This window comes from Nitratireductor thuwali, assembly GCF_036621415.1.
GTDB lineage: Bacteria > Pseudomonadota > Alphaproteobacteria > Rhizobiales > Rhizobiaceae > Chelativorans > Chelativorans thuwali.
In genome coordinates, this window is sequence record NZ_CP030941.1 from 3,306,722 (window position 1) to 3,319,826 (window position 13,105).

General features: G+C 65.0%; 13 protein-coding genes. 10 read left to right on the forward strand and 3 right to left on the reverse strand.

Annotation, left to right across the window (positions count from 1 at the left end; translation table 11 throughout):
- Window positions 1-3 precede the first annotated feature (3 nt).
- Window positions 4-219: a DUF2007 domain-containing protein gene (locus tag NTH_RS15995; protein WP_338531938.1), complete on the reverse strand. Its 216-nt coding sequence runs from the start codon at window positions 217-219 to the stop codon at window positions 4-6.
- Between the two features lie 168 nt (window positions 220-387).
- Here NTH_RS15995 and NTH_RS16000 point away from each other — a divergent pair, with 168 nt between their 5' ends.
- The 3 genes from NTH_RS16000 (at window position 388) to NTH_RS16010 (ending at window position 4,620) form a co-directional block, all read left to right on the forward strand.
- Entirely contained in the window at window positions 388-1,404 is a 1,017-nt protein-coding gene (locus NTH_RS16000) for a polyprenyl synthetase family protein (protein WP_338530946.1), read from the forward strand.
- A 136-nt stretch (window positions 1,405-1,540) separates the two neighbouring features.
- The gene (locus tag NTH_RS16005) at window positions 1,541-3,583 is read left to right on the forward strand and encodes a tetratricopeptide repeat protein (protein ID WP_338530947.1); all 2,043 of its coding nucleotides are present in this window, start codon (window positions 1,541-1,543) and stop codon (window positions 3,581-3,583) included.
- An 89-nt stretch (window positions 3,584-3,672) separates the two neighbouring features.
- Window positions 3,673-4,620 (forward strand): glycine--tRNA ligase subunit alpha, encoded by a 948-nt coding sequence (locus NTH_RS16010; protein WP_338530948.1) that lies wholly within the window; start codon window positions 3,673-3,675, stop codon window positions 4,618-4,620.
- A 218-nt stretch (window positions 4,621-4,838) separates the two neighbouring features.
- Here the strand turns inward: NTH_RS16010 and NTH_RS16015 are convergent, their stop codons facing one another.
- Complete coding sequence (locus NTH_RS16015; RefSeq protein ID WP_338530949.1) at window positions 4,839-5,039, reverse strand: hypothetical protein; 201 nt, start codon at window positions 5,037-5,039, stop codon at window positions 4,839-4,841.
- A gap of 350 nt (window positions 5,040-5,389) precedes the next feature.
- Here NTH_RS16015 and glyS point away from each other — a divergent pair, with 350 nt between their 5' ends.
- The 7 genes from glyS (at window position 5,390) to NTH_RS16050 (ending at window position 12,183) form a co-directional block, all read left to right on the forward strand.
- Window positions 5,390-7,714, forward strand: a complete 2,325-nt coding sequence (gene glyS, locus NTH_RS16020) for a glycine--tRNA ligase subunit beta (protein WP_338530950.1) — start codon at window positions 5,390-5,392, stop codon at window positions 7,712-7,714.
- 389 nt (window positions 7,715-8,103) lie between these two features.
- A complete protein-coding gene (locus tag NTH_RS16025) occupies window positions 8,104-9,258 on the forward strand; it encodes a cell wall hydrolase (RefSeq protein ID WP_338530951.1) in 1,155 nt (384 codons plus the stop codon).
- Window positions 9,259-9,503: 245 nt separating this feature from the next.
- Window positions 9,504-9,860, forward strand: a complete 357-nt coding sequence (locus NTH_RS16030) for an AtpZ/AtpI family protein (protein WP_338530952.1) — start codon at window positions 9,504-9,506, stop codon at window positions 9,858-9,860.
- A gap of 37 nt (window positions 9,861-9,897) precedes the next feature.
- Window positions 9,898-10,647, forward strand: coding sequence for a F0F1 ATP synthase subunit A (locus NTH_RS16035; protein ID WP_338530953.1), 750 nt, complete (start codon window positions 9,898-9,900; stop codon window positions 10,645-10,647).
- An 84-nt stretch (window positions 10,648-10,731) separates the two neighbouring features.
- Window positions 10,732-10,956, forward strand: coding sequence for a F0F1 ATP synthase subunit C (locus NTH_RS16040; protein ID WP_008595464.1), 225 nt, complete (start codon window positions 10,732-10,734; stop codon window positions 10,954-10,956).
- 159 nt (window positions 10,957-11,115) lie between these two features.
- Complete coding sequence (locus tag NTH_RS16045) at window positions 11,116-11,694, forward strand: F0F1 ATP synthase subunit B (RefSeq protein WP_338530954.1); 579 nt, start codon at window positions 11,116-11,118, stop codon at window positions 11,692-11,694.
- Window positions 11,695-11,703: 9 nt separating this feature from the next.
- Window positions 11,704-12,183: a F0F1 ATP synthase subunit B gene (locus tag NTH_RS16050; protein ID WP_338530955.1), complete on the forward strand. Its 480-nt coding sequence runs from the start codon at window positions 11,704-11,706 to the stop codon at window positions 12,181-12,183.
- A 136-nt stretch (window positions 12,184-12,319) separates the two neighbouring features.
- Here NTH_RS16050 and NTH_RS16055 read toward each other — a convergent pair whose 3' ends face one another.
- Window positions 12,320-13,009 carry a ribonuclease HII gene (locus NTH_RS16055; RefSeq protein ID WP_338530956.1) on the reverse strand — a complete coding sequence of 230 codons (690 nt, stop codon included), beginning with the start codon at window positions 13,007-13,009 and terminating at the stop codon, window positions 12,320-12,322.
- Window positions 13,010-13,105: the final 96 nt, after the last annotated feature.

The following is a 13,105-nucleotide window of genomic DNA, read 5'->3' on the forward strand; positions in this document are numbered from 1 at the left end:
CAGTTACCGGCCGATGCTCACTCCGGCGTCGGCAAGCAGTTGACGCGCCTGGTCCAGCGCGCCGTCCTCCACCAGCACCCGCCGGGGCAGCACGCCCAGCGACCCTTCCATGATGCTCATGTTCTGGTCGGCCACGAGAAAGCCGATGCCGGCGTCGCGCAGCAGGCTTTCGACGAAGGAGATCGTTACGGGATCGTTGGTGCGCAGGATTTCTTGCATCGGCATCCACACATGTTTCTGGACCCGGACGTTGGCAGTTCGCGCCTGCCTTGTAAATCGCCGCTGGTTGTTCTATCGCCCGATCCGCGCTAATTCGCCGCTTGCAGGAGCCGTCCGCACGGTCATAAGGTTCGGCACATCCTGGATGGCAACGCAGAGGAGACGGTCGTGGGCGTCGTATTGAATCTTGAAGACGGCAAACGCGGCGCCGGATCCATCGAGCCGCTGGTCGCCCTCACGCAAGACGACATGGCGCGCGTCAACGAGCTGATCCTGGCCAAGGCCGGTTCCGATGTCGAACTGATCCCCGAGCTTGCCCAGCACCTCATCTCCTCCGGCGGCAAGCGCCTGCGGCCCATGGTGACGCTCGCGGCCGCCCAGATGTTCGGCTACGAAGGCGAAGGTCACGTGAAGCTCGCCATGGCGGTCGAGTTCATGCACACGGCCACACTGTTGCACGACGATGTGGTGGACGAGAGCGACCTGCGCCGGGGCCGCAAGACGGCGCGCATGATCTGGGGCAACCAGGCGAGCGTGCTGGTGGGCGACTACCTGCTCGGCCAGGCGTTCCGGGTGATGGTCGATGTCGGCTCGCTCGAGGCGCTCGACATCCTCTCCGCCGCCGCCTCGGTGATTGCCGAGGGCGAGGTGATGCAACTCGGCGTGGCAAAGAACCTCGAGACCACCGAGGACGAATATCTGGCCGTCATCAAGGCCAAGACGGCGGCGCTGTTTTCGGCCGCCGCGGAGGTCGGACCCGTCGTCGCTCAGGCAAGCCGCAACGACCGCGCGGCGCTGCGCTCCTTCGGCACCAATCTGGGGCTCGCCTTCCAGCTGGTGGACGATGCGCTGGACTACGGCGGCAAGAGCAGCGATCTCGGCAAGAATGTCGGCGACGATTTCCGCGAGGGCAAGGTCACGCTCCCCGTCATCCTCGCCTACCGGCGCGGCTCGGAGGACGAGCGGGCGTTCTGGAAGAGATCGATCGAGGAAAACGAGTGCGACGACGCGGCGCTGCAAAAGGCGCTGGGGCTGATGAACAAGCATGGCGCCATCGGCGATACGATCGGCCGCGCCCGCCATTTCGGCGAGATCGCCCGCGACGCCCTGGCGCCCTTGAAGAACACGCCGCAAAAGGCGGCGCTTTTCGACGTCATCGACTTTTGCATCAGCCGGGTGACGTGAACCGGCCGAAAATCGTCAGCGCGCATTGAAGCCTCTCCGCAAAAAGGCCATTCTCTGGCAATAAGCCCGAACAGGTTTGGGCCATACAGGTCAGGTAAAGGCGGCCGCGGGCCTGGCCGCCGACGGAAGGAAGATGATGCGGCGTTTCAAGGCTACTCTCACCACCACCGCTGCCTTGGCGGTGCTCTTGGCTCTCACATCGGGCAATGTTCAGGCCAAGGAGGGCGACGGCGCCGAGGCCGTTTCCACCCATTCCTTCTCCGGCGCATTCCTGGCCGGCCGCGCGGCCGAGGCCGACAATGATTTCGACAGCGCCATCTCGTACTACAAGCGGGCCATCGCCTTCGATCCGGGCAATGTGCCGCTGCAAAGCAGCCTCCTGCAGGCGCTGCTTGCCGAAGGCCGCATCGACGACGCCATTCCCTATGCCGAAAAGCTGAAAAGCGTGCCCGAGGTCGAGCGTTTCTCGCGCCTGGTCCTGGCTGTCGATGCCTTTCGCGAGGCAGAATACAAGGCGGCCGAAAGCTGGCTGGAGCTGGTTCTGGAAACCGATATCGACGCGCTCATCACCGGCGTCATGACGAGCTGGGCCAAGGCCGGCCAGGGCGACCTGGATGCGGCGATCGCCAATCTTGACGCCATGGACGGCCCCGACTGGTATCCGCTGTTCACCACCTATCAGCGCGCTCTGATGCTCGCTCAGGGCCAGCGCCATCAGGAGGCTGTCGCGGCCTTCGACAAGGTGCTCAACGACATCGCCCCGCGATCGGTCGCCTCCTATACGATGGGCCGCATCGCCGAGGTCTACGCCTCGTACCTGTCGGCGCGCGGCGAAAGCGAAAAGGCGCTCGAGGTTCTGGACAAGGCGGAAGCCGGCGGCGGCGGCGTCGCCATGATCACCGTTCTGCGCGAGAGGATCGAGGCGGGCGAAACGCTCGAGCCGCTGATTCGCACGCCCGAAGACGGCGCGTCCGAAATCCTGCTCAACCTGGCCACCGAGCTGGCGAATGCGGGCGGCGATTCCATCGTCCGGCTTTACCTTCAGCTCGCGCTCGCCATGCGCCCGCAGGGCGACGCCATTCTCGTCCAGCTTGCCCATGTGGCCGAACGCCAGCAGGAATCGGAGAAGGCGATCGCCTTCTACGAGCAGATCGACGGCGGCTCGCCCTGGGCGCGCTTCGCATCGTTCCAGATCGGGCTGAACCTTGCCGACATGGACCGCGAGGAAGAGGCGATCGGCCATTTGAGCAAGGTCCTGGAGGCCGATCCTTCCGACATGCGCGCCTATCTCGCGCTGGGCAGCGTCTATGCCAGCCAGAAGGACTTCGCCTCCGCCGCCGCGCTCTACGACCGGGCTGTCGAAGAGATCGGCGGACAGCCGGGGCCGCAGCACTGGAGCATCTTCTATCAGCGCGGCATCGCCTATGAGCGGCTGAAGGAATGGGAGAAAGCCGAGCCCAATTTCAAGAAGGCGCTCGAACTTTCGCCCGACCATCCGCAGGTGCTGAACTATCTGGGCTATTCCTGGGTCGACATGAACATGAACCTGGAGGAGGGGCTGGACCTCATTCGCCGCGCGGTCGAGCTTCGTCCAAGCGACGGCTACATCGTCGATTCCCTCGGCTGGGCCTATTACCGGCTAGGGCGCTACGAGGAAGCGGTGGAGGAGCTGGAGCGCGCCGTCTCCCTGCGTCCCGACGATGCCGTCCTTAACGACCATCTGGGCGATGCCTATTGGCGCGTCGGCCGCAAGCTGGAGGCGCGCTACCAGTGGTCGCGGGTGCTCGTGCTGGAGCCCGAGGACGACATCGAGACCGAGGTGCGGCGCAAGCTGGAAGAGGGCCTGCCGGAGGTCAACCAGAAGAAGGTGGCCGACGCGGCCGGGACCGCCCGCAACGTGGCGACCGACGGACCCGCCGAACCCGGCCAGCCCCGGGCGCCGGATACGGCCCCCAGGGCACCGGTGACGGCCCCCGCCGAAGCCGGCGAGCCGGAAGCCTCGGCCGAACCTGCGCTCTACACCGTCAAGCCCGGCCAGACCCTCTGGTCGATTGCCGCCGAGGAGCTTGGCGACGGCGAGCGTTTCCGCGAGATCCTGGGGCTCAACCCCGTGCTGGGCGGCAATCCCGACCGCATTGAGGTCGGGCAGGAGATCAAGCTGCCCGCCGGCGGCCAGTAGCCGGGGCCCCGCGGAAAGGCGTCCTTGACGCCCGACCGGGCGGCGAATAGGACGTTGCCACCCACCGCATCGGCCGCCGGAGACGCGACGTGAACGCCACGACACTGCCCAACACGCACCCGACCCGCTCCTTTCAGGGGCTGATCCTGGCGCTCCACAACTACTGGGCGGAAAAGGGCTGCGTGATCCTGCAGCCCTACGACATGGAAGTGGGCGCGGGAACGTTCCACCCCGCCACCACGCTGCGCTCGCTGGGCCCGAAACCGTGGAACGCGGCCTATGTCCAGCCCTCCCGCCGCCCCAAGGACGGCCGCTACGGCGAAAACCCCAACCGCCTGCAGCACTATTACCAGTATCAGGTGATCCTCAAGCCCAACCCGTCGAACCTGCAGGAGCTCTATCTGGGATCGCTGGAGGCCATCGGCCTCGACATGGCCACCCACGACATACGCTTCGTCGAGGACGATTGGGAAAGCCCCACGCTCGGCGCCTGGGGGCTCGGCTGGGAGTGCTGGTGCGACGGCATGGAGGTCTCGCAGTTCACCTATTTCCAGCAGGTCTGCGGTATCGAATGCGCCCCCGTCTCCGGCGAGCTCACCTATGGGCTGGAGCGGCTGGCCATGTATGTGCAGGGCGTCGACAATGTCTACGACCTGAACTTCAACGGTCTGGAAGGCGACGCCAAGGTCACCTATGGCGATGTGTTCCTGCAGGCCGAGCAGGAATATTCGCGCTTCAATTTCGAATATGCCGATACCGACATCCTGTTTCAGCACTTCAAGGATGCCGAGGCCGAGTGCCGCGCGCTCCTGGCTGCCGGCGCCCCCGACGAGGCAGGCCGCCTGCACAAATGCGTGCTGCCCGCCTACGACCAGTGCATCAAGGCCAGCCATGTCTTCAACCTCCTGGACGCGCGCGGCGTCATTTCCGTCACCGAGCGCCAGAGCTACATCCTCAAGGTGCGGGACCTGGCCAAGGCCTGCGGCGAGGCGTTTCTGCTGACCGAAGCCGGCGGGGCAGCGTTCGAAGCGGCCTGAGCGCAGCGCCCTGCATCACCCCCCTCTGCCCTGCCGGGCATCTCCCCCTCAAGGGGGGAGATCGTCTCTTCATCGTCGTCTCGCCCGATTCTTCGGCGGTCGGAGATTGGCGAAACCGGTCACGACAGCCAATCTCCCCCCTTGAGGGGGAGATGCCCGGCAGGGCAGAGGGGGGTGCGAAGGGGCGCGGCAGTAAATCACAACAGTAGAATTGGCGCCTAATTCGCCGCCCCCTGAAGCACGCAACATTGCCCCGCAGGCTCTGTCGGCAGTTGCGCCGCCAGCGCGGAAACCGGCCGATCCATCGTCTGCAACGCCCGCCGTATGCCGGCCTGCTCTTCGCCGATGGCGGGTATGGCCTGCGTGACGAGGCAGGCGCTGAGCGCACATATCTGCAGAAGGGTCGATACCGTTGTCATAGCCGTTTTCCGGACAAGAATTGCCTATCTGAAGCGTTTGTCGCTTCAGCGCGCCTTTCGGTTCATTGGAGATTTCGCTTCAAGGACGGGGAAGCTCCGGACAGCCCGACAATGGCGGCGAAAATTGTCCTGACGCTGGAGAATGCACTCTCGGGTGACGGGAAAGAGTGACAGCGAAGGGCTGCTTTGCTATTGCCGCTCGCAACACAGACCTCGCTTCAGAGACCCCCCATGCCCGACCTCCTTCTTGAACTTCGCCCCGAAAAGATTCCCGCCCGCCCGCGCGCCCGCAGCGCCGCAGGCGCGAGGACGGGCCATGGCGAGGACGGCATGCGGATGGAGGCGCACTGATGCCCGACCTTCTTCTCGAACTTCGCTCCGAGGAAATCCCCGCCCGCATGCAGCGCAAGGCGGCGGGCGATCTGAAGAAGCTCGTCACCGACGCGCTGGTGGACGCCGGGCTCACCTATGAAGGCGCGCAGGAATACTGGACGCCGCGCCGGCTGACGCTCGATCTTCGCGGCCTGACGGCCCGTTCGAAGGATGTGCGCGAGGAGCGCAAGGGCCCGCGCATCGACGCGCCGGAAAAGGCCGTCGAAGGCTTTCTGCGCGGCGCCGGGCTTTCCTCGGTGGACGAGGCGGAAATCCGCACCGACCCGAAAAAGGGCGATTTCTACGTCGCCGTGATCGAGAAGAAGGGCAGGGCGGCGGAGGAGATCATCGCCGAGATCATGCCCGCCATCATCCGCGATTTCCCGTGGCCGAAATCCATGCGCTGGGGTGCGGCCTCGCGCAAGCCGGGCAGCCTGCGCTGGGTGCGTCCGCTACAATCGATCCTCTGCACCTTCGGGCCGGAGACGGAGGAGCCGGTGGTGGTCAATTTCGAGGTCGACGGCATCTGCTCCTCGAACGTCACCTACGGCCACCGCTTCCACGCGCCCGAGGCCATAAAGGTGCGCCGCTTCGAGGACTATGCCGAGAAGCTGGGCGCGGCAAAGGTCGTGCTCGACGCCGAGCGCCGCAAGCGCATGATCCTGGACGATGCCCGCAACCTGGCCTTCGCCAACGGGCTGGAGTTGGTCGAGGACGAGGGGCTTCTCGAAGAAGTCTCCGGCCTCGTCGAATGGCCGGTCGTGCTGATGGGCACCTTTGAGGAGGAATATCTGGAAATCCCGCCGGAAGTGATCCGGCTCACCATCCGCGCCAACCAGAAATGCTTCGTCTGCCGGCCCCAGGGCGAGCCGGACAAGCTGTCGAACCGCTTCGTCATCACCGCCAATATCGAGGCGAAGGACGGCGGCAAGGAAATAGCCCACGGCAACGGCAAGGTCGTGCGCGCCCGGCTTTCCGACGCGCTCTATTTCTGGAAGACCGACCAGGCCAACCTGCCCGACCTCGACAAGCTCGCGGCATCGGCCGAAAAATTCGGCCTCGATTTGAAGAAGCCGCTGGACCAGCGCATGGCCCGGCTCGACCATCTGGGCGTCACCTTCCATGCCAAGCTCGGCACCCAAGGCGAGCGCGTAGAGCGCATCCGCCGGCTGGCCCGCGAACTCGCCCCCGTCGTCGGCGCCGACCCGGCGCTCGCCGAACGCGCCGCCGTCCTCGCCAAGGCGGACCTCCAGACGGAAGTCGTCGGCGAGTTCCCCGAACTCCAGGGCGCCATCGGCCGCAAATATGCTGACCTGCAAGGCGAACACCCCTCCGTCGCCGCCGCCATCGAGGAGCACTACAAGCCCCTAGGCCCCACCGACATCGTCCCCACCGATCCGGTATCGGTCGCCGTCGCGCTCGCCGACAAGCTCGACATGCTGGTGGGCTTCTGGGCCATCGACGAAAAGCCGACGGGGAGCAAGGATCCCTACGCGCTGCGAAGGGCGGCGCTGGGGGTAATTCGCATTGTGGTAGAGAATGGGGTGCGGCTGGAATTGATCGCATACGGCCTAGCCAGTCTTCTTGCATGGCGAGTAGGGCCGCGCGCCCATACCGTGAGTGGCCGGATTCGATTTTGGCTGACGACGTTGGAGGAAACGGACTTTCTTGGACCGAAATTCCTCCGTTGGCTGGACGAGCACACGCATGTGCCGGTTCCGAAAAGTGATGATGGCATTTGGCCGAAAGCTGCTGCTCAAGTTTTCGATCTCCTCGCCTTCTTCCACGACCGCCTGAAGGTCTATCTCCGCGACCAGGGCGCCCGCTACGATCTCATCGATGCGGTGTTGGCCAGCGAGAGTGGGGACGCTTCCGCAAACAACAACGACCTCCTCCTCATCGTCCGCCGCGTGGAGGCCCTGTCGGAGCTCCTCGCCACCCCTGACGGCGAGAACCTCCTTGCCGGCACCAAGCGCGCCGCCAACATTCTCACCGCCGAGGAAAAGAAGGGCACCCGCATCGCCGATGCGGTAGACCCCGCGCTCCTGGCCGAGGCTTCCGAAAAGGCTCTCTTCGCCGCCGTGGACGGCGCCGAGAAGAAAGCCGCCGAAGCGATTCAAAACCAGGACTTTTCCGCCGCGATGAAAGCGCTTGCCGCACTGCGCGAGCCCGTTGATTCATTCTTCGAGCATGTGCTCGTAAACGACGAGAATGATTCAATTCGTGCCAACCGCCTCGCACTCCTCGCACGCATCCGCCGGGCAACCGGCCAGGTCGCCGATTTCTCGAAAATCGCCGGATAGCGCTCCGCGTTTCGGGGCCGACACGTTCAGCACCCACGATACCTGACACTGCCGATGTATTTTCACGGTTCAGGCATGGATCCTCGGGTCGGGGCCCGAGGATGACGAAGGTTGAGGGGCTGTTGTCAATCACCAAGGTCGGCGGTTAGCGGCATCTCACCATACAGTTCGTCATCCTCGGGCCCCGACCCGAGGATCCATGCCTGAACGGCCAATGCTTACGCGATCACCCCAACCGCCCTCATATCACCCTCCGTGCCTCCAGAATGACACCTTCACCCACCATCGCTCCCCGCGTTAACGGCTGATCAAGGTTAATCGATTACCGTCAAATTCGGTTGGTTTTTGCGTAATGCGTGTGTGAGGGTCGGGTGTTTGGTTCGGGTGTAATGCGGGCTCGGAAACGGGCGGATCGCGAAACCTCTCTTCTTTCTCCCATCTGTCTTGGGCTGGGTATCTGGATCGGTTTTCCGACCGCCGCCGCCTATCAGGACATGGCGAGCATGATTTCGGGTCAGGACGGCAAGGCCCGCTGGACGGCGGTGGTCGAGCGTTCGGTCGCCGGCTCCGTGCACCAGGCGGAAATGCCCTTTGCCGACGAGAGCCTGCGCGACGCGCGGCTTTCGGGCGCGGGGCTGAATGCGCCGGGCATCGGCGAAGTGGCGCTGCGCACCAAGGCCGGCGCCGTCGAAACGCCGGACGAAGAGCGCGTGAACCGCGCCGGCAAGCAGGGCCGCATCGTCCACGTCGCCCCCGTCTCTCCGCCGAAATTCTTCAATGCCGGTTCGGTGCTGGAGCGCACGGGTGCGCTGCTTTCCCCCGAAACGGGCTCGGACATCGTGATGGCTTTCGCCAAACCCGGCATCAAGGGCAAGGAAGTCCAGATCGCCCAGGCATTCCACCTGCGGCAGGACAGGCCGGCGGCCTCCGGCATGCCCAGCATGATCGCCGAGCTGGTCAACAACGATCAGCCGGACATCCTCGCCACGGCCTACGCGCCGCCCGAACCCGATTATGCCAAGGCTTCCCCCTTCGCCAGCATCCTCAACGAGGAAAAGGCCGGCCGCTTCATCCCGCCGGGCGCCGACAGCGATCACCCGTGGATGCGCCGGCCCTTGCCGGCGTCGGTGTTTTCGGACCGGGAGCAGCAGTGCCTGGCCGCCGGCATCTATTTCGAGGCGCGCGGCGAGCTGGTGAAGGGGCAGGCGGCCGTCGCTCAGGTCATCCTCAACCGGGTGCGCAACCCCGCCTATCCGGACACGATCTGCGGCGTCGTCTACCAGAACAAGGACTGGCGCAACCGCTGCCAGTTCTCCTTCGCCTGCGACGGCATTCGCGAGCGGGTGCAGAGTCCCCGCCACTACAAGACCGCCGAGGAAGTGGGCATGGCCGTCACCGCCGGCAAGATCTGGCTGGAGGAGGTCGGTTCCTCGACCCACTACCACGCCACCTATGTGCAGCCGCGCTGGGCGTCGGCGATGGAGCGCATGAAGAAGATCGGCCAGCACATCTTTTACCGCACCTATGGCGGCGGCTGGAACTGAGCCGCAGGCCGGACCCGCCCGGCGGCGCCGCGCGATTTGACGGCGCCGATGGCCGCGATTCTTCGCAGCCGCGGCACGCGATCCCGCATGGCGCATTGTCGCACCGCGGTAAACAACTGTTTTTTCATGTAAAAATGCCCTGCAGGCAGAGGCGTCAGGCGGCTTGACTGGCGCGGGAGCGGTCACTATGTTGCGCGCGACTTTGAAGCGGACAGCCGCTTGCCGATAACCGGACGGAGGTTGCGGTGGCCGATCGGGAGAAGCCGGACGATCTGGACGGACGGCGGCGTGACCTTGCGGCCGCGCTGGCAGCCAGAAGGCCGTCCGCATCGGAGGGGGATAAGGCCGCCGGGGCCGGCAGCATGGGCGGGTATGGGAATGCTCTCAAGCTTTCCAGCGAGTTCATTGCGGGCATCCTGGTCGGCGCGGGGCTGGGCTGGTTCATCGACAGGATGGCCGGCACGTCGCCCTGGGGGTTGATCATTTTCCTGCTCGTCGGTTTCGGGGCAGGGGTTCTTAATGTCCTGCGTTCTGCAGGGAAAGTTGCCGAATTCGGGGCGCGGACGCCGGACAAGGGCCGTTCCGACCGAGAGGCGAAATAGGCGGCAGCGGCCGCGATTTGAAAGCGAGGGGATCCCAGTGGCAACCGATCCGATCCACCAGTTCCAGATCTCGAAACTGATCCCCATCGAGATTGGGGGGCTGGATTTTTCCTTCACCAACTCGTCCGCCTTCATGCTGGCGACGGTGCTCGGGGCCGGCGCCTTTCTCTTCCTGACGACGTCGAGCCGCGGCCTCGTGCCGGGCCGCCTCCAGTCGGTCTCCGAGATGGCCTACGAGTTCATCGCATCGATGCTGCGAGACGCCGCCGGCTCGCAGGGAATGCGCTTTTTCCCGCTCGTCTTTTCGCTCTTCATGTTCGTGCTGGTCGCCAATCTTTTCGGCATGGTGCCGTATTTCTTCACGGTCACCAGCCACATCATCGTCACTTTTGCCCTTGCCATGCTGGTGATCGGCACCGTTCTCATTTACGGTTTCTGGAAGCACGGCTTCAAGTTCCTCAACCTGTTCGTGCCGGACGGCGTTCCCGCCGCGCTTATCCCGCTGGTCGTGCTGATTGAGGTCGTTTCGTTCCTGTCCCGTCCCGTCAGCCTGTCCGTGCGCCTGTTCGCCAACATGCTGGCCGGGCACATCACGCTCAAGGTTTTCGCCGGTTTCGTCACCTCGCTCAGCGCGTTCGGCGCCGTCGGCGTCGCCGGCGCGGTGCTGCCGCTGGCCATGACGGTGGCGCTTACCGGCCTTGAATTTCTGGTGGCCTTCCTGCAGGCCTACGTCTTCGCGGTCCTCACCTGCATGTACCTCAACGACGCTCTGCACCCCAGTCATTGATGGAATAGGCCACCAATGGAATCGGCGGGCTGAACCCGCTGCAACACGCAATCTGAAAAGCTACGATCCACAAGGAGTTGTAAGATGGAAGTAGAAGCAGCAAAGGCAATCGGCGCGGGCATCGCCTGCCTCGGCATGGGCGGCGCCGGCATCGGCCTCGGCCACATTTTCGGCAACTATCTGGCGGGCGCGCTGCGCAATCCGTCGGCCGCCGATGGCCAGTTCGGCCGTCTCATCTTCGGCTTCGCCGTGACCGAAGCGCTGGGCATCTTCTCGCTGCTCGTCGCGCTGCTCCTCCTCTTCACCTAAGCAGCGGCTTTTCCGTGCCGGTTCCGGTCGCGCCATGCGCGGCCGGAAGGTTTGGAAGCGGGTTCGGTTTCCGCCGAAGCCGCTGGAAGACAGAGACAGTGAACGAGGCACGTGGTTGCGGCAGCGCTCACGTGCCAGGCAACGCCCAAGGGGAAAGCCATGTTCGTGGCGCCTGCATATGCACAAACGCCGGCAACCGACGCCGAAACGCTCACCGAGACGGGTGTGGCCGATCATGGCGCCGGCGAGCCTGCGTTTCCGCCGTTTGAAACGGAGACCTACCCGTCCCAGCTTCTGTGGCTGGCGATTACTTTCGGGCTGTTCTACCTGTTCCTGAAAAAGGTCGCCCTGCCGCGCATCGGCAGTATTCTCGAGGTGCGCCGCGACCGTATCGCGCAGGATCTCGATCAGGCGGCCCGCATGAAGGAAGAGGCCGACGAGGCCGTCGCCGCTTACGAGCAGGAACTGGCCGACGCCCGCAAGAAGGCGGGCGCCATCGCCCAGGAAGCGCGCGACAATGCCAAGGCGGAAGCCGACGCCGAGCGCCGAAAGGTCGAGCAGGCTCTCGAAGCCAAGCTGGAAAAGGCGGAAGCGCGCATCGCCGAGATCAAGAGCACCGCGCTGAAGGATGTCGGCACGATTGCCGAGGAAACGGCCGGCACCATCGTGCAGGAGCTGATCGGCGGGACCGTCGACAAGAAGAGCTTGGCGGCAGCCGTCAAGGCCGTCGGGCGATAGGAGAGAGCCATGGACGCGACATTCTGGGCGCTCATTTCGCTCATCATCTTTCTGGCGATTTTGGCCTATCTGAAGGTTCCGGGCATGATCGGCAGGTCGCTGGACGACCGTGCCGACCGCATCCGCAACGAGCTGGAGGAGGCGCGCAAGCTGCGCGAGGATGCCCAGCAGCTGCTGGCCGAGTATCAGCGCAAACGGCAGGAAGCCGAGCAGGAGGCGAAGGACCTCGTCGCCGCCGCCAAGCGTGAGTCGAAGCAGATCCTTGCCGAAGCCAAGCAGAAGACCGAGGAATATGTCGCCCGCCGCACGGAACTGGCCGAGCAGAAGATCGCCCAGGCCGAGCGCGACGCGGTGAGCGAAGTGCGTGCGCTGGCGGTCGACGTCGCCGTGGCCGCCGCCGGCCGCATCCTGGCCGACAAGGTCGACGACAAGACGGGCGGCGATCTGTTCAAGTCCTCCGTGGCCCAGGTCAAGTCCAAGCTGAACTGAGCCTCCGGCGCCCACACTTGCTTTGAAGCCACAAACGCCGCCGGCACCGCCGGCGGCGTTTTTTCATGGTTGACTTGAGCATGATCTTCCGGGCCGAAGACGGCTTCCACTTTTCCTGGATCTGCTTAGTGTCGGCTTATGCCGGAACATCCGCCGCGCAGGCCTCGACTTCATCCCGCACGCGTAGCGGGGCAAAGCTCATCCGGTGCAGGCGCAGCCAGGGGCCATGCTCGGCAATTGCCGAGCGATGACGGGGCGTGGCATAGCCGACATGGCTTTCGAACCCGTAATGCGGTCTCACCCCGCCGGTGCGGACCATCATCCGGTCGCGGGTGACCTTGGCGACGATCGAGGCGGCGGCGATGGATTGCGAGCGCTGGTCGCCCTTGACGACCGCGCGGCACGGGCAGCACAGCCCCGGCGGAATGTCGCGCCCGTCGGCGAACGCATAGCGCGGCGTCACGCACAGACCGTGCAACGCCCTGCGCATCGCTTCCAGGCTGGCCTTGCGAATGTCCGTGGCATCGATGGCGGCAGCCGGGACCGAGGCCACGGAAACGGCAATGGCCGCATCGAAGATGGCTTGGGCTATCGTCTCGCGCTCTTCCGCCGACAGCCGCTTGGAATCGTCCAGGCCGTCGGGAATGCGCTCCGGATCGAGTATGACGGCCGCCGCGACCACCGGCCCCGCCAGCGGCCCCCGCCCGACCTCGTCCAGGCCCGCGACCGGCACATGCCCGTCGCGCATGATTCCCGCTTCGAGCGTGAAGTCGGGACGCACGGGCAGGTCGAAGAGGAGCGGAGAATCGGATTGCGATGAAGCCATTGTGCGGCAATGCTCGCATCGCATCCGATTCTCCGCAAGCCTTTCCCGGTGGCAGGGGCGGCGAAAACCGGGAAGGCGCCGTCGGCCCCGGGGCAG